This is a genomic window from Veillonella intestinalis (assembly GCF_943193155.1).
Taxonomy (GTDB): domain Bacteria; phylum Bacillota; class Negativicutes; order Veillonellales; family Veillonellaceae; genus Veillonella_A; species Veillonella_A intestinalis.
Window position 1 is genome coordinate 82,889 of sequence record NZ_CALPDB010000001.1, and the last position, 14,842, is coordinate 97,730.

Here is a 14,842-nt window from a genome sequence, read left to right on the forward strand (position 1 = left end):
ATAATAATAGATGTAATATTAATTAATAATAGGCTCTTTAATAGAGCTATATTATAAGTAGTTATACTGGCTATTATAAAAAGAAGTGAATAGCCTGTTTTATGGTGAAAGAAAGGATCTATAAACGACTATGCACATTTTATTAACAAATGACGACGGCGTATGGGCTAAAGGTATATTGGATTTGGGGGCAGAATTAGCTAAGCATCACCGTGTAACGGTGATTGCACCTGAAGTAGAGCAGAGTGCTAAATCACATGCCATTACGATTCAAATGCCAGTTCGTTTACGTCGATTTTCCGAAGATGCTGACAATCCTAGACGTTTCGCAGTTACTGGCACACCTACTGATTGTATGAAGTTTGCGCTTTCTCATTTCTTAAAAAATGATATGCCTGACTTAGTTGTGTCTGGCGTAAATAATGGTTTCAATTTAGGCTCTGATGCTTTGTATTCAGGCACTGTCAGTGCAGCCATGGAGGCTATGTTTTACAATGTACCAGCCTTAGCAGTATCTGTTGAACGCTATAGTCCAACGCGCAGTGCGGAAATTATGCCATTTATTAGAGAGTTTATTGAAGAAGTATATGAAAAACAGCAGTATAGAGGCCTTTTAAATATGAATTTTGCTAAAGAAGGACCAGTAGGTTGGGCTAATTGTGAAATTCTAGATCAGGGTTTGCAACAGTATTATGATATTATCGATCCGCGCGAAGACCGTAAGGGCCGAAAATATTATTGGATTGGCGGTAAATTAGGATTTGAACCAGAAGCCACGCCAACAGATGTAGCCTCAGTAAAAGAAGGTAAGGTTACTGTGGTGGCATTAACTTGGAAACAACAAGATGCAGCGGGAACTGTTCAAATGCGCAATATTCTTGGCGAGGTTAAAAATCAGTAAAGCTGTAAATCAGTAAAATAGTGAAACCGCAAAATAGTAAAACCGTAAAACTGCAAAATAGTAAAACCGAAAAGTCGAAGAATAGAAAAATCGCAAAATGGCCAAACAGTGAGTAAAGAAGGTTAGTTTTATGTATTATAATGAAGTATTTAACACGTATATTTTTAATACAGCGAAAGCCTTAGCCTATGGATTTAAAAAAGTAGGTCAGGTCTATGTTCTCCGCAGGCATTTGAGTCAAGATTCATTGGTGGCTGATTTTGAAATTGCTAAAGATAGTTTGAAAGTTACCATTTATGAGATGCCAGAACAGGTAGAATACGAATTATTTAATGTATTAAGTAGTGAAGGGGCTTTTATTGGCCAAGTGAGAGACGAAGTTAAGACCTTACTTACTGATGTTGTAGCGAATAGTTTTGATTCTTTTAATGTACGCAAAGAACTTCTTGCTTATGTGTATGAACAGTATGGGACAATTCCTGAAGAGCCGTGGGATAAATTTGCGTCTTATTGTACCTTAAAAACTAAGTATTCAAAAAAGTGGTATGGTTTGTTTATGAATATTCCATATGCGTATTTAATGAAGGATAAAACAGGCTATATTGATGTACTTAATGTAAAGGTAAAGCCTGAAACCATTGAAACCTTGGTGGATAATCATCATATATTTCCGGCCTATCACATGAATAAGAAACACTGGATTACCATTGTTCTTGACCAAGCTACTGATATGGAGTTTGTTAAAGGCTTATTAAATGATAGCTATACTTTAGTAGAAAAAATAAAAGCCCTGTGAGTGATTCACAGGGCTTTTGTGTATAGGGCTAATTACCATATCTTTTATATTGAATAAACCAGACACGACATGTATAAGCTACGGCTGAGCAGGCGACACCGCCGAGAAGGCCCATCCAAATTCCATAAGGGCCATAATCCATAACAAAGGTGAAAAAGGCGGCAATTGGTAGGCTAAGTCCCCAATAGCAGGTAAGGGCAATTAAAGAAATGATGCGCACATCTTTATAGCCTCGTAATACGCCTTGAAGGGGCGTGCCAAATGCATCAATTACAGTAAAAAATACGGCATAGGACAAGAAACTACTAATTAATCGAATCATGTGTGGATCATTGGTATAAAAGCCGGCAATTTCTAGTAAATGTGTAAAACTATACATACAGATGAGGCCTGCAATAACAAGGGCTATTCCGCGAGCAATATAGGCATACTGTTTCGCATCTCGGTAGCGTGTGGCACCAACTTCATACCCCACTGCAATGGTAGAAGCAATACTTAGACTTAGAGGGAAACAATAGAATAGATTGGTAAAGCTAATAGCAGCTTGGTGAGCGGCTATGATTTCAGTTCCATAATATGCCATAATTAAACCTACCACACTGAATAAACTCATTTCGCAGAAAATTGCAATACCGATTGGAATTCCTAATTTTAGCTGTTCCATAACATAAGGTAATTGAAACGTAGGCCACCAGCGGAAAATTCCATAGGCTTTGAAGGTTTTATTATATAGGAGAATAAAGAAGTAGGCAAAGAAGTTATACCAAGAGCAAATGGCTGTAGCAATGCCTGCGCCTATACCGCCCAGTGCGGGGAGCCCAAAATGGCCGAGAATTAAGCCGTAATTTAATAGTACATTTAATAAAAAACTAGACATCATAATATACATGGAATAATGGGTATAGCCATGACAGTCTACTGTATTACGTAGCACACTACTACACATAAGGGGCACCATACCGAAGGCTACAGCGAGCATATATTGATTGGTAATGGCACGCGTAGCTGGTTCTAAATTAATTAGAGTCAAGATTGGCTGCAGTGCAATAGCGCCTAATAGAATAAGGAGAAGTCCGAGGGCTACCGCTAAATACAGACCGTGGCTAATAATGGTAGGAATTGTTTCTTTTTTATTAGCTCCTAAGAGCTGGGCAATAATAGGTGATATGCCCAATAAAATGCCCATAACACCAAAAAAAGAAGCAATCCAAATATTATATCCTACTGAAATGCCCGCTAAATCTACTGTACTGTATTGACCCGTTAATAAGATGGATACAAAGGAGCCTGCAATTAGCGAAAATTGAGTGAGAATAATTGGTAAGGCTAAACGTATAAATAGTTGAATTTTTTCGAAAATTTTAAAGGTTGGGTGCATAGCGCCTCCTTCGTGGATTATTGCAATAAAAAAATCTCCAATGAGTATGGAGAACAGTATTATAGGAAAAATTTACATAATTAATGATTATAGTTTTATTGTAACATAGCCCTTTAGGAATGAAAAGTAGAACCTAATTAGTAGAAATTTATAAAATTTATGATTGACTAAGGCTAAACTATCGACAAGCGTAGTTTTTTTCGATATAATAATTTTGCTAGATTGATAAAATGCGATAAAGTTATATTGAAAGATGGGGGTATTGAATTTGGAACTGTTTACAGCTGCAGGTTTAATGGCTATTGCTAAAATTATTGTTATTGATATCTTGTTGGCCGGCGATAATGCAATCGTTATCGGTATGGCTGCTAAGAATTTACAAGATAAACATCGTAAACAAGCGATTTTCTGGGGGACCTTTGGGGCCATTGCGTTGCGATTAATTATGGCATTCTTATTTATTGAAGCCATTAATAATATTCCTGGATTACGATTAGTTGGTGGTATTTTATTATTGTGGATTGGTTATAAGCTTATGGCGGCTTCTGAATCGTCACACAATATTGAAGCGAAAAGTAATTTGCGTGATGCTATTATTACTATCGTTATTGCTGATGGTATCATGGGGATTGACAATGTAATTGGCGTAGTTGGTGCTGCAGAAGGCCATATGGGCTTAGTATTAGCCGGGATTTTAATTACTGTACCAATTATTATATGGGGTAGTACTTTATTTGTGAAATTAATTGATAAATACCCTGTTATTTTGTTCTTCGGTGGTGGTATCTTAGGTTGGATTGGCGGTGAAATGATTCACGCTGATAAATATGTTTTCGATTATATTGATCCAATTACTGTACCATTTAAAATCGGCTGTGTAGTATTAGTAGTAGGTGCCGCATTATTGCAGCGTAAATTAACAGCTAATAAAGCGAATAATCAATAAAATGATAAAAATAAAGAGGCTCATGTAATGAGTCTCTTTTTGTATGTTTTATATGTGTAAATTATTTGAAATAAAATTTTCTCTAATAGAAAAATAGCATATTGAAATTTATCGAAATAAGGGGTATAATAAACTTGTAAATATGAATAAGACAAGTTGGCTAAGTAGTCAATTGTAGATACAAGTAGTTTATTGATAGAGCAGAGATTAAGTAACGTTGAAATATTGTTACATTGATTGCTTTTATTTAGGAGGTTCCCGATGAAAACATTAGAAGTAGCTGAAAAACGTCGTACGTATTACAACATTAATAAAGAATTACCAGTTAATGTTGATGAGGTAGTAGCTTTTGTAGAAAAGGCGACTGAGTTAACACCTGATTCTTTTAATATGAAAAGTTCCCGTGTAGTTGTAGCACTTGGAGCACAGCATGATGCGTTGTGGGACACGATTTATGATGTATTTGAAGGTAAAGTAGCCCGTGAAAAAATTGATAGTTTCAAAGCTGGCTATGGCACTATTTTATATTTCGTGGATCAGCCAACTGTAGAAAACTTGCAAGGACAATTTCCAATGTATGCTGAACGTTTCCCTCATTGGGCAGCGCAGTCCGCTGGTATGCTTCAGATTACAATTTGGGAAGGTTTACGTGAATTAGGCGTAGGCGCTTCGTTGCAACATTATAATCCAGTAATTAATGAAGCCGTACAAAAGTTGTTTGATTTACCGAGTACTTGGGTATTAGATGCACAAATGCCATTTGGTGGTATTGTGTCAGAACCTGATGCTAAGGATAAAGAAGATATTAGTCAACGCGTTGTGATTAAAAAATAATAGTTTTGAAACATCATAGTATGAATTGAGTTATGGTTATTATATTATGAGACGTTACACCAAATAAAAGGGCCCTTAAGGGCCCTTTTATTTTTTATTATATTGTGTTCTATATTTTAGTGGAGATAATTCGTACTGTTTTCTAAATAATTCTATAAAATGACTTAGTTGAGTAATGGATGATATCTAAAGGTTTAAAATAGATTGTTGTAGCCTAAATATGCTTTTTAAGCATAGAATTAATAAAGAAAAGAGCATTAGCTATTCATTGCTTATAAAACTACAATAGAGATAAAGATATATTGGTGTGTATTGTAGTAGATTGGAGTGAATAGAATGAAGTATAAAAAAATTTTAGTCAGTGTTATTATAATGTTAGCGGGTATCTTATTGGTTTCGTATAATTATTTTTATAATCAAGCCCGTGAGTCCAGTGATTTTAAAATAATCAGTACAAATGTAGACTCTTTAAAATCATTACCAAAGCCGGTGGATGGTAAACGAGCTTTAGTTGTGTTCTTTTCGTTAACTAAAGGTGTATATGAAGGTGAAACACTCCCAATAGGAAATACTCATCGGGTGGCTAATTACATTCAAGAGAATTTAAGTAGTGATATTTTTGAGATTGTGCCAGCTACTGAATATACGTCAAATTATAATGAATTATTGGAGGTAGCTAAGACAGAGTTACGGAATAATAGTCGTCCTGCACTAAAGGGTACTATTCCTGATATGAGTCAATATGATGTTGTATTTGTAGGCGGTCCTATATGGTGGGGTGAATATCCTATGGTTGTGCGCACATTTATGGATCAAGTGGATTTAAATGGTAAAGTAGTAGTGCCATTTACGACGCATGAGGGGTCTGGATTAGGAAATACTGAAGCACAGCTAAAAGCACAATATCCTAATGCAAACGTATTACCGGGTATAGCTATAAAAGGACGAGATTCTGCTTCTAATGAAGCTAAAGCTGCGGTTAAAGAATGGCTTCAAAAAATTGGTATGCTATAATTAAAGATAAGTATTTATAGCGTTTATATGGATAATAAGAGGTGAGGCTATGGAATTACGTGTATTAAACTATTTTTTAGTAGTTGCTCGTGAAGAGAATATTACAAAGGCAGCCCAATTATTACATATAACGCAACCTACCTTATCAAGACAGTTACAACAGTTAGAAGATGAGTTAGGCGTTACTTTATTTCGCCGAGTAAAGCATAGTATCTAATTAACTACGGAAGGGCATTTGTTGCGACATAGAGCACAAGAAATGGTGGATTTAGCTCATAAAACTAAAGCTGAATTATTTAATGCAGAGAGTAACTTAGGTGGAGAAATTGCTATAGGTTGTGGTGAATCACAAAATATGTCATTTATCTCGCAATGTATCAAGACTTTTAGAGAAAAGCATCCACTAGTGACGTTTCAAATTTATAGCGCGCATGCAGAAGATATAAAAGAGCGCTTACAGCGAGGCGTCTTAGACCTTGGTTTATTGATGGAGCCGGTTGATGTAGCATCTTATGAATATTTTCGACTTAATAAAAAATCTCAATGGGGCATGTTAGTTCATGAAACAGATTCATTAGCGAGTAAGGACTATATAACGCATCAAGATATAGAGCAGGCCTCTTTATTATTGCCAAGTCGTGAAGCGGTTTCTAAAGAATTAAAGGCTTGGATTGGAGATAGTTATGATAGCATACATATAGTAGGACATTATAATTTGTTGTTTAATGCGATGAATATGGTAGCTCATAAAGTTGCCTATGCTTTATGTTTAGAACTCGCAGTTACCTATAAAGGTGTGAAGTTTATTCCTTTATCTCCCACATTAGAAACGGGGGCTGTATTAGTTTGGAAAAAGAATCCCGTTTTTCACCAGCTGCACAAGCCTTTATTAGTCTTGTGAAAGAAAAGTATATACATATTACTAAAAATGCTTAAAGAGCATTTTAACATAAAGATAATAAGCATTAGACGAATAGTTAAAGACCTATTACAGTAAAAGATGTAATAGGTCTTATTTTTTATAAGAAATTTTATAGCTGACCTAAGGTAATTAGGTTAATTATATACATAAAAAGAAGGTGTAATATGGCTAAAAAGAATGTAGTAAAAAGTATATTTGAACAAGAATTAGCAGGTCAGGTTATTTCAACTCATGAGGAAGAATACGCAGCTATTCATAAGATTATTAGGCAGGCGCAAGTGTTAACAGCGAAACTAAATACGGGTCATCATGAACTTGATGAAATTCGTAAGATATTTGCTGAACTAACTAATTCTACGATTGATGAAACTTTTAGAATGAATCCTCCCTTTTATACTGATTTTGGTCAAAATATACATATAGGTAAATCGGTATTTATTAATTTTAACTGTGTTTTTATGGATCGTGGCGGAATTTTCTTAGATGATTACACTTTAATAGGTCCAGGCGTACATTTATTAACTACAAATCATGTGGAAAATCCATTTTGTAGAGAAAGTACCCAATCTAAGCCGATTCATGTAGGAAAACGAGTTTGGGTTGGCGGTAATGTAACCGTATTACCAGGCATTACAATTGGTGACAATTCCATTGTGGGTGCTGGTTCTGTAGTAACAAAAGATATACCTGCGAATGTAATTGTAGCAGGAAATCCAGCACGTATTATTAGGTCTATAACAAATGAAACATCGATATGAATAGAGGATAAAAAAATAAAGGAGTTTATTATGGACTGGTTTAATGTATTTCAAATGTATATAAGAACCTGCAATAAATCTGTATTTTTGAGTATTTTATTGCTTCTTTTTTCAATGAATGTTATGGCTTGTGGCAATCTACAAAATGAAGAACGTAGTGAGCAGGAATTAATTGCTAGCGAAGAGGGACGATTGATAGAAGATGCTCACAATAAAAATAGTGCGTCACGTGAAGGTGTAAGTCAGTTTGATGATAAAGTTATCAATAGTGAATCTTTTAGCAGTAAAAAATATATACGTGTGACAGATAATAATCATACAGTGGTAGAATTTATTTTGAATGATAGTGAAGCGGCAAAGGCGTTATATAATCAATTACCATTGCAGCTTGAAGTTAAAGATTATAGTGATAATGAAAAAATTTTTTATCCACCTCATGCATTGCCAGTTACTAATACGCCTCATGCTGCTGTTCAAGTAGGGACTTTAGCATATTTTGAGCCTTGGGGGAATGTGGTTATGTTTTTTGGTACGTATCGGCCACATCCAGGATTATATGAGTTAGGTCATATTATTTCGCCAGTGGAAACAATTAGCCAATTAAAAGGTACTATTGTTATTGATAAAGTAAATTGAGAACTAGTTTATTATAAGGAGTGATTTTTATGTTTTTAATTGATATAGTAATTAAAACGGAGTCTATGCCAAAGGAACAGGCTGATACATTATTGGACGGGCATCGATCTTGGTTTAAAGAACAATTTGAGGCTGGTCATTTTTTAGTAGTCGGCCCATATCGAGATCAAGAAGCGGCTGGTATTGTTATGGCACAAGCAGAATCTCGTGATGCTATAGATGCTTTGATTGCTAAGGATAGTTATTATCCAGATAAGGCTATTTATACAGTCCGTAAGTTTCAGGCTAATTTGATTGCTGATCAGATAACGTCTTATCGTGGTCAATGAGTATATAAAATAAAAAATTTAGAAAATAATGTGGTAAAATATAGATAATATAAAGGAGCTAATTATGAAAACAACAGTATTTGTATTCCATCCTCATATGAATGATTCCGTAGTTAATAAAGCCTTGGCTAAGGCAGCTGAAGGGACTCAGGTAGAAGTTCGCTATATGTATGATGTGTATCCTGATGGGAAAATTGACGTAAAAGCGGAACAAAAAATCTTAGAAGCTACGGATCGCATAGTATTACAATTTCCATTGTATTGGTATTCTTGTCCACCTTTGTTGAAACAGTGGGAAGATGAAGTGTTTGAACATGGTTGGGCCTATGGTTCGAATGGTACGGCCTTACATGGTAAAGAATTGATGTTAGCCATTTCTACAGGCGCTCAAGCTAGTGATTACAGTAAAGGGAGTCGTTTTAATGTAACGATTGATGAATTAGTGTTACCATTTAAAGCTACGAGTCAATTAATTGGTACCACTTGGGTTGCACCATTTGTAACCTATGGTACGTTAGGTATTGAAGAAGCTACATTGGCAACACAAGCAGAAGCCTATGTAGCGACTTTAAAATAAGCTTTGGCGTATGGGACTAACATAAAGATTGTAGTATTGATATAAAATAAAGGTTGTAGTATTGTCATAAAATAAGATTGGTAGTGTAGGGATATAGTAAGGAGATTCTTATGAAAAAACGTTGGTTAACTTTAGTAAGTGCTTCTTTGGCATGTTTAATGTGGGCTACAATTAGCGCTAAGACGGCAACTGCGGAAGAAGTGGTGCCCGATGTGACACCGGTGTATAATTTATTTACTTTTGAAGTAGCTGATGAAGTACAACCAGCCTTTTATGAAACAGGGTATCAAAACTTTACACAATCATTGGCTAATGAACCAGGGACTTGGGTAATGAATGCAGGTAATGATAAAACCAATAATCAGCTTGTGTATGTAGCCGAAGTCTATGAAAATAATAAAGCTTATGAAGCCCATAAAAAGTCACCTCAGTATAATGCCTTTGTTGATGCAGTAGGTCGTCATTTAAATAGTCGTGCCTTTTATTCTCTAGAGCCAGTAGCTCTGTTAACAAAAGAAGATCCATTACAGTTGGTAAATGAGGATACTGTGTTAGTTAATCTAGCTAAAGTAACTGTTAAATCGGGTTATAATGATGATTTTGCTCGCATTGTTGTAGATGAAATGAAACAATCTATAGCCGCTGAGCCAGGTGTATTAGCCATGTATGCTGGCCGTGTTAAAGGTGATCGGAATACTTGGTATTTCTTTGAAGTTTATGCGAATGAAGAGGCCTATGCTAAACATAGAAATACTTGGGCTTTTAAATGGTATATATCTGAAACCAAAGATATGGTTCTTGAAAAATCTGTTACGCCTATAGAAGCGAAGTTAATCATGCATAAGGGGCAGGTTAATTACGAAGCAATTCAATAAAAAATAACTTAGGCGTAGACAAAGGGCTGTAAGTAAATGTAGATTTTTTTTACATTTGCTTACAGCCCTTTTTGTGATTAATAAAAATATAAAATTATGCAATTATTTTTTACTGATTTGGGAATTTCAAGGTATAATAAAAGACAAGAGTATAGCTACATACAGTCATGATTGTTGTAGAAAATATATGAGGATAGAAATAGTTTAGTTGTGATTTTAACAGTAGGTATTGATAGAAAGGACGAAATGCTATGAAACAGACTGTGCCTGTCGCAAAGGGCCAAATTTATACGATTACGATTCAAGGGCTAGGAACGAGTGGTGAAGGGGTAGGGCGCTATGACGGGTTTACCGTTTTTATTCCCTTTGCGCTGCCTGAGGAAGAAGTGCGAGCAAAGATTACGTTGGTTAAAAAGAATTACGCCGTAGGGGAAGTTATAGAAATTTTGAAACCTTCCGCTCATCGAGTAGCACCTATTTGTCCTGTATATGGCACTTGTGGTGGTTGCCAGTTACAGCATGTATCGTATGAAGAACAACTTCGTTTGAAAACGCAAAATGTACGGGATATTATGGAGCGTATTGGTAAGACGAATCCTGATTTAGTTGAACCAGCGTTGGGACCTGAAAGTCCTTGGCACTATCGAAATAAAATGCAAATTCCTGTAGGCGTTGAAAAAGGGCAAGCCGCGTTAGGTTTTTATGCTCGTGGATCACATGCTATTGTGCCTTGTACAGACTGTGCTATTCAAGATGATGGGAATAATCAGATTGCCGCTGTTTGTGAACGCTTGTTACGAGAAACGAAATGCCAGCCTTATAATGAATTAATAGGCGAAGGCATGATTCGCCATATTATTGGTCGTATTGGTAAAAGTGGCTGGATGGTGATTATTGTTAGCACTGCCAAAACATTGCCACAATCGGAGTATTGGGTAAGTGAAATTCGTAAGCATTTACCGAATGTGACCAGCATTGTGTTAAATCACAATCCTAAGAAAACCAATGTAATTATGGGGCGTGACTGTACGTTGCTTTGGGGCGAAGAAACGATTACAGATACAATTGATGAATTGGAATTTCGTTTATCTCCGCATTCTTTTTTTCAAGTTAACCCAGAACAAACAACAATACTATATAAGAAAGCCTTAGAATTTGCTCAGTTAACGGGCAAAGAAACGGTGATTGATGCGTATTGTGGAACGGGGACGATTTCATTATTTTTAGCTAAACAGGCAAAACATGTGATTGGTATTGAAATTGTAGAACCTGCCATTGTAGATGCAAAAGCTAATGCAAAGCGCAATGGAATTACTAATGCAGAATTTATTGCCGCTGATGCGGCTAAAGAGATGCCTGCCCTTGTGAAACGCGGTGTAAAAGCGGATGTAGTCGTGTTTGATCCCATTCGTGCAGGTTGTAAAGAAGAAGTACTAAAAGCCGCGGCAACAATGGAGCCAGCGCGTATGGTCTATGTGTCTTGTAATCCCGCGTCCATGGCTAGAGATATTGTTGTGCTAAGGGAATTGGGCTATGAAGTAAAAGAAGTACAACCTGTGGATATGTTCCCGATGACAAGTCATGTGGAAGTGGTCTCAAAACTTGTCAAAATTAAGGGCTGAAAATTACAATGCATTTAAAAAATTAATGTTATATAGAAATAAAGGAACTGTATCCCTTGAAAGTGAGAATTTCAAAAAGTTTTATGAAGCAAGAAAAGCAATGATTATGGAGAGAATAGGTGAGTTATGAAGTTGAGCTGTTTGCTTCATAAGAGCGAACAGATTGGGGTGGTTTAAATGCTAAGCATTGAGGAATATATTGCACGAAGAAAAAAAGAAGATAAACTTAATGAATTTGACATTGATGCACGTACACAAAATATGAAAAATTGCGTTGATTATGTATTTGAGTATTTTAATAACTATTTGAATATTACTGAAGCTGAAGAAAAAACGATACTCAATAATAAAAAGCTAGATAAGTATCGGAATCAGCTACGGGAGTATGATCCTGAAGTTCGAGATTGGGGTGTGGGGATTTACAATGAATATGGGAAGCAAATGCACAGATACATTGGAAATATTATGAAGGAGAATGAGTTTTTCTTTTTATATAATACTGATAGTGAATTTAGAAATGTTTCCTATGATTGCTATTCGCAGCTTATTAAAAAGTTGCCGTTTCTTAAGGGGCAAACGGAGATGCTTTTTCTTTTTATAAAAGACTACCATAGGGTAACAAGTGAACAAGTGTTTAACTTTGGAATATCATCAATAACAGAAGAAATAACTGATTGGATAGATAAAACTTGGGCAAAATATCAGGTTAATCTTCTTGCCTTTGCTTATAGTTGGATAAATAATTTTTTTGATAATGAGGATTTTTGGCCATTAACTCACCGGAAGAAGAGTCAAGATACTTGGAGGAAATATGACTACGATTACAAGCAGAAAAGTAATCTCTTTAACCTAGATTCGTTATATAGAAAAATGCCGAAAAAATCCTTTACAAAAGGAAGAAAGCAAGAATTTGAGATTTTATTTATGTATTATTGGATACATGATATGGAAGGTGATGATGATTATTGGCAGGAGTATTTAGGAATGGTGCTACCTGCTTTTAAAAAGTAATTAAATATTAATAGGACGAAAAATGAATGAAAAGAAAATCAGTTAATAATTGAAGGAATTTTTAGTAAAACTGATTCAGGAGAATAAATATTGTTAAATCTTATTTTGGGTGATTTGATAAAGCTGAGGTAATAGGAAAAACTAAAGATTATAGAAAGAGTCGGCAATGCATTTGATGAATTAGTAAAGAAAGTCGTATAGAAAGCTATTTATATTGAGGTACTATAATGCTAAAAGGAATTATTTTTTTACTATTTGGGTTCGGGCTAGTTTTAATGATACCCCTATATGTAAAACGATATAAAGCAGAAAAGAATATAGAAAACGTATTGGTACTTATAGGGATTATATTATTAGGAAGTTCTAGTATAGTCCTAGGTATTTTAAAACTCTGCGAAAATAGTGAAGCCTAAAAAATAACTGTTGAGATCTCATCTGAGTGATGTTATCTCAACAGTTATTTTAGTTTTATCTATACTTTTAGAGTTTTGTTTTTACTAACCTTCTATATTCTTTTTATAGGTTTCTAAAGTAGTATCAGCGCCACTTACTAGGAACTTAGTATCTGCGCCAATACCTAGGAAACTTACACCTAAATCAATAAAGCGTTTGGCTTGTTCCGGGCTTAAAGCGATAGTACCGACAGGAATGTTATATTCTTGAACTCGTTTGATAGCATAATCCATAGCTTCTTCTACTTCTGGATGAAATATATCTAAACCATGGCCCATATCAACCGCTAAATCGATAGGACCTAAGAAGATACCTCCAATATCAGGGACAGAGGCGATAGCATCAAGATTTTCAAGTCCTTTTTTGCTTTCAATTTGTGGTAAAATACAAATTTCATCAGCAATGCGTTCTAAATAGTCTGGAATACGACCATAGCGAGCCGCGCGTACAGAGCCTGCGCCCATACCACGATTGCCACGAGGGGCATAAGAGGCCCAGTACATAATTTCTTCTGTTTTTTCTGCACTTTCTACTTTAGGAATAATAATATTTTGAATGCCAGAATCTAATAATTGCTTAATAATACCAGTGCCAGCTTCAGGGATACGAAATACAGGGCTCACATTGTAAGGGGCAACTGCTCTAGCTATAGATACAATAGAATTAATGTCATGCGCTCCATGTTCACCGTCAACAAATAACCAGTCATAATTAGAGGTTGCTAAAATCTCAGCTACTTCTGCAGAGGGAATTTCTTGTGCCACGCCGTATTGCACATTTCCTTTTAGAATATTAGATTTAAATTCATTTTTCAAATAGTCTTTAATCATAGCCATAATAAACCTCCTTATAAAGCAATAAAATGAGTTATAAGTTAATAGATGGGTACTTACTTATATTATACATATATTTACCACATGATGAAGTTTATTTTTTATTTTTAACAGTTTTTTATTTATTAGTTTGTTTTACTTTTGGGATGAAAGGTATTAATTATATGCTAATTAGATATATTAATCATTTATAATCTATGAACTAATTCGTATTAATAATAACATTAGTTAGTTCTTCGTCAGCTTCAAAAGAAACATCTTCTCGTATACCATGGACATAGGCAATGTAGTTTATTTTCTTGGTGCTGTCTCTATTGGTATAATCTATTCGTATATGATAGGTTGTACTTAAATCTAAATCAAGTTCAATATTTTCTTTTTCTATATGATTTTGTACTAGTTTATAAAATTGATAGAATTTTACTCCATTTATTTTTTCATAAGGGAATACATCAGCTATATCTTCTTTAAGGGGTATTTTATAAGGTCTATCGTATTCCCATTCAGAAAATAAAAGATTAGTTGTATTATATACATATTGATCAAAATGAGTTGGAGTTATTGGGTCTTGAAGTGTGACTACCATACGATCTTCGGTAGCAAATACATCAAGAATATTAAATGAGTGGCCTTTAAATTTTTTTTCTTGTGTGAGCTCATTGATAATTCGATCAAGATTTTCGGCACTTTTAAAAACTGTACCAGGACGGCCAAAATAACCTTGCACTTCATATCCCATTTGTAGCGTTGGAATAAATCGTATTTCACCAGTTAAAAACAATAGACCTATGAATATAATAGGTGATAAAAGAAGTAGATATTTGAGTGAACGAGGTAGGCTTGATTTATTTTTATTCATAATTAGTCTCCTTGTTTCTAACTGACATGTATTAAATAAGTGTATATAGTATACTTTAATTATATAGTAATAATTATTTTCTAGTCGTAAAATTATTG

The 14,842-nt window shown here is 34.9% G+C and carries 16 protein-coding genes and 1 pseudogene; 14 read left to right on the plus strand and 3 right to left on the minus strand.

Features of this window, described 5'->3' with window-relative positions; all coding sequences use genetic code 11:
- The first annotated feature begins 130 nt into the window (after positions 1-130).
- Positions 131-901 carry a 5'/3'-nucleotidase SurE gene (gene surE, locus NFR44_RS00355; protein WP_251439902.1) on the plus strand — a complete coding sequence of 257 codons (771 nt, stop codon included), beginning with the start codon at positions 131-133 and terminating at the stop codon, positions 899-901.
- A 130-nt stretch (positions 902-1,031) separates the two neighbouring features.
- The gene (locus NFR44_RS00360) at positions 1,032-1,697 is read left to right on the plus strand and encodes an MmcQ/YjbR family DNA-binding protein (protein WP_251439905.1); all 666 of its coding nucleotides are present in this window, start codon (positions 1,032-1,034) and stop codon (positions 1,695-1,697) included.
- A 28-nt stretch (positions 1,698-1,725) separates the two neighbouring features.
- On the opposite strand, the gene NFR44_RS00365 is transcribed toward NFR44_RS00360, so the two are convergent.
- On the minus strand, positions 1,726-3,075 hold the full coding sequence (locus tag NFR44_RS00365; RefSeq protein WP_251439908.1) for an MATE family efflux transporter: 1,350 nt from the start codon (positions 3,073-3,075) through the stop codon (positions 1,726-1,728).
- A gap of 268 nt (positions 3,076-3,343) precedes the next feature.
- Between NFR44_RS00365 and NFR44_RS00370 the strand changes: the two genes are divergently transcribed.
- The 12 genes and pseudogenes from NFR44_RS00370 (at position 3,344) to NFR44_RS00425 (ending at position 12,599) form a co-directional block, all read left to right on the plus strand.
- Complete coding sequence (locus tag NFR44_RS00370; protein WP_251439910.1) at positions 3,344-4,021, plus strand: TerC family protein; 678 nt, start codon at positions 3,344-3,346, stop codon at positions 4,019-4,021.
- 261 nt (positions 4,022-4,282) lie between these two features.
- Entirely contained in the window at positions 4,283-4,855 is a 573-nt protein-coding gene (locus tag NFR44_RS00375; RefSeq protein WP_251439913.1) for a nitroreductase family protein, read from the plus strand.
- A gap of 336 nt (positions 4,856-5,191) precedes the next feature.
- Entirely contained in the window at positions 5,192-5,869 is a 678-nt protein-coding gene (locus NFR44_RS00380; RefSeq protein ID WP_251439915.1) for a flavodoxin, read from the plus strand.
- 49 nt (positions 5,870-5,918) lie between these two features.
- Positions 5,919-6,086: a LysR family transcriptional regulator gene (locus tag NFR44_RS00385; protein ID WP_277612774.1), complete on the plus strand. Its 168-nt coding sequence runs from the start codon at positions 5,919-5,921 to the stop codon at positions 6,084-6,086.
- 18 nt (positions 6,087-6,104) lie between these two features.
- The gene (locus NFR44_RS00390) at positions 6,105-6,770 is read left to right on the plus strand and encodes a LysR family transcriptional regulator substrate-binding protein (protein WP_251439917.1); all 666 of its coding nucleotides are present in this window, start codon (positions 6,105-6,107) and stop codon (positions 6,768-6,770) included.
- 602 nt (positions 6,771-7,372) lie between these two features.
- Positions 7,373-7,522: pseudogene (locus NFR44_RS09470) on the plus strand (DapH/DapD/GlmU-related protein); the annotation flags it as partial.
- A gap of 57 nt (positions 7,523-7,579) precedes the next feature.
- A complete protein-coding gene (locus NFR44_RS00400; RefSeq protein ID WP_251439921.1) occupies positions 7,580-8,185 on the plus strand; it encodes a cyclophilin-like fold protein in 606 nt (201 codons plus the stop codon).
- 29 nt (positions 8,186-8,214) lie between these two features.
- Positions 8,215-8,514 (plus strand): YciI family protein, encoded by a 300-nt coding sequence (locus NFR44_RS00405; protein ID WP_251439923.1) that lies wholly within the window; start codon positions 8,215-8,217, stop codon positions 8,512-8,514.
- 64 nt (positions 8,515-8,578) lie between these two features.
- On the plus strand, positions 8,579-9,091 hold the full coding sequence (locus NFR44_RS00410; protein ID WP_251439925.1) for an NAD(P)H-dependent oxidoreductase: 513 nt from the start codon (positions 8,579-8,581) through the stop codon (positions 9,089-9,091).
- 110 nt (positions 9,092-9,201) lie between these two features.
- The gene (locus NFR44_RS00415) at positions 9,202-9,966 is read left to right on the plus strand and encodes an antibiotic biosynthesis monooxygenase (RefSeq protein WP_251439928.1); all 765 of its coding nucleotides are present in this window, start codon (positions 9,202-9,204) and stop codon (positions 9,964-9,966) included.
- 251 nt (positions 9,967-10,217) lie between these two features.
- Entirely contained in the window at positions 10,218-11,588 is a 1,371-nt protein-coding gene (rlmD, locus tag NFR44_RS00420; protein WP_251439930.1) for a 23S rRNA (uracil(1939)-C(5))-methyltransferase RlmD, read from the plus strand.
- A gap of 177 nt (positions 11,589-11,765) precedes the next feature.
- Complete coding sequence (locus NFR44_RS00425; RefSeq protein WP_251439933.1) at positions 11,766-12,599, plus strand: hypothetical protein; 834 nt, start codon at positions 11,766-11,768, stop codon at positions 12,597-12,599.
- Positions 12,600-13,096: 497 nt separating this feature from the next.
- Here the strand turns inward: NFR44_RS00425 and NFR44_RS00430 are convergent, their stop codons facing one another.
- Positions 13,097-13,888 (minus strand): HpcH/HpaI aldolase family protein, encoded by a 792-nt coding sequence (locus tag NFR44_RS00430; protein ID WP_251439937.1) that lies wholly within the window; start codon positions 13,886-13,888, stop codon positions 13,097-13,099.
- A 199-nt stretch (positions 13,889-14,087) separates the two neighbouring features.
- Positions 14,088-14,744, minus strand: a complete 657-nt coding sequence (locus NFR44_RS00435; RefSeq protein WP_251439940.1) for a hypothetical protein — start codon at positions 14,742-14,744, stop codon at positions 14,088-14,090.
- Positions 14,745-14,842 lie beyond the last annotated feature (98 nt).

Excerpts from the sequence above, each read along its gene's own strand:
- surE (WP_251439902.1), top strand. The coding sequence starts at position 131 with ATGCACATTTTATTAACAAATGACGACGGCGTATGGGCTAAAGGTATA.
- NFR44_RS00360 (WP_251439905.1), top strand. The coding sequence starts at position 1,032 with ATGTATTATAATGAAGTATTTAACACGTATATTTTTAATACAGCGAAA.
- NFR44_RS00365 (WP_251439908.1), bottom strand. The coding sequence starts at position 3,075 with ATGCACCCAACCTTTAAAATTTTCGAAAAAATTCAACTATTTATACGT.
- NFR44_RS00375 (WP_251439913.1), top strand. The coding sequence starts at position 4,283 with ATGAAAACATTAGAAGTAGCTGAAAAACGTCGTACGTATTACAACATT.
- NFR44_RS00380 (WP_251439915.1), top strand. The coding sequence starts at position 5,192 with ATGAAGTATAAAAAAATTTTAGTCAGTGTTATTATAATGTTAGCGGGT.
- NFR44_RS00385 (WP_277612774.1), top strand. The coding sequence starts at position 5,919 with ATGGAATTACGTGTATTAAACTATTTTTTAGTAGTTGCTCGTGAAGAG.
- NFR44_RS00400 (WP_251439921.1), top strand. The coding sequence starts at position 7,580 with ATGGACTGGTTTAATGTATTTCAAATGTATATAAGAACCTGCAATAAA.
- NFR44_RS00405 (WP_251439923.1), top strand. The coding sequence starts at position 8,215 with ATGTTTTTAATTGATATAGTAATTAAAACGGAGTCTATGCCAAAGGAA.
- NFR44_RS00410 (WP_251439925.1), top strand. The coding sequence starts at position 8,579 with ATGAAAACAACAGTATTTGTATTCCATCCTCATATGAATGATTCCGTA.
- NFR44_RS00415 (WP_251439928.1), top strand. The coding sequence starts at position 9,202 with ATGAAAAAACGTTGGTTAACTTTAGTAAGTGCTTCTTTGGCATGTTTA.
- rlmD (WP_251439930.1), top strand. The coding sequence starts at position 10,218 with ATGAAACAGACTGTGCCTGTCGCAAAGGGCCAAATTTATACGATTACG.
- NFR44_RS00425 (WP_251439933.1), top strand. The coding sequence starts at position 11,766 with ATGCTAAGCATTGAGGAATATATTGCACGAAGAAAAAAAGAAGATAAA.
- NFR44_RS00430 (WP_251439937.1), bottom strand. The coding sequence starts at position 13,888 with ATGGCTATGATTAAAGACTATTTGAAAAATGAATTTAAATCTAATATT.
- NFR44_RS00435 (WP_251439940.1), bottom strand. The coding sequence starts at position 14,744 with ATGAATAAAAATAAATCAAGCCTACCTCGTTCACTCAAATATCTACTT.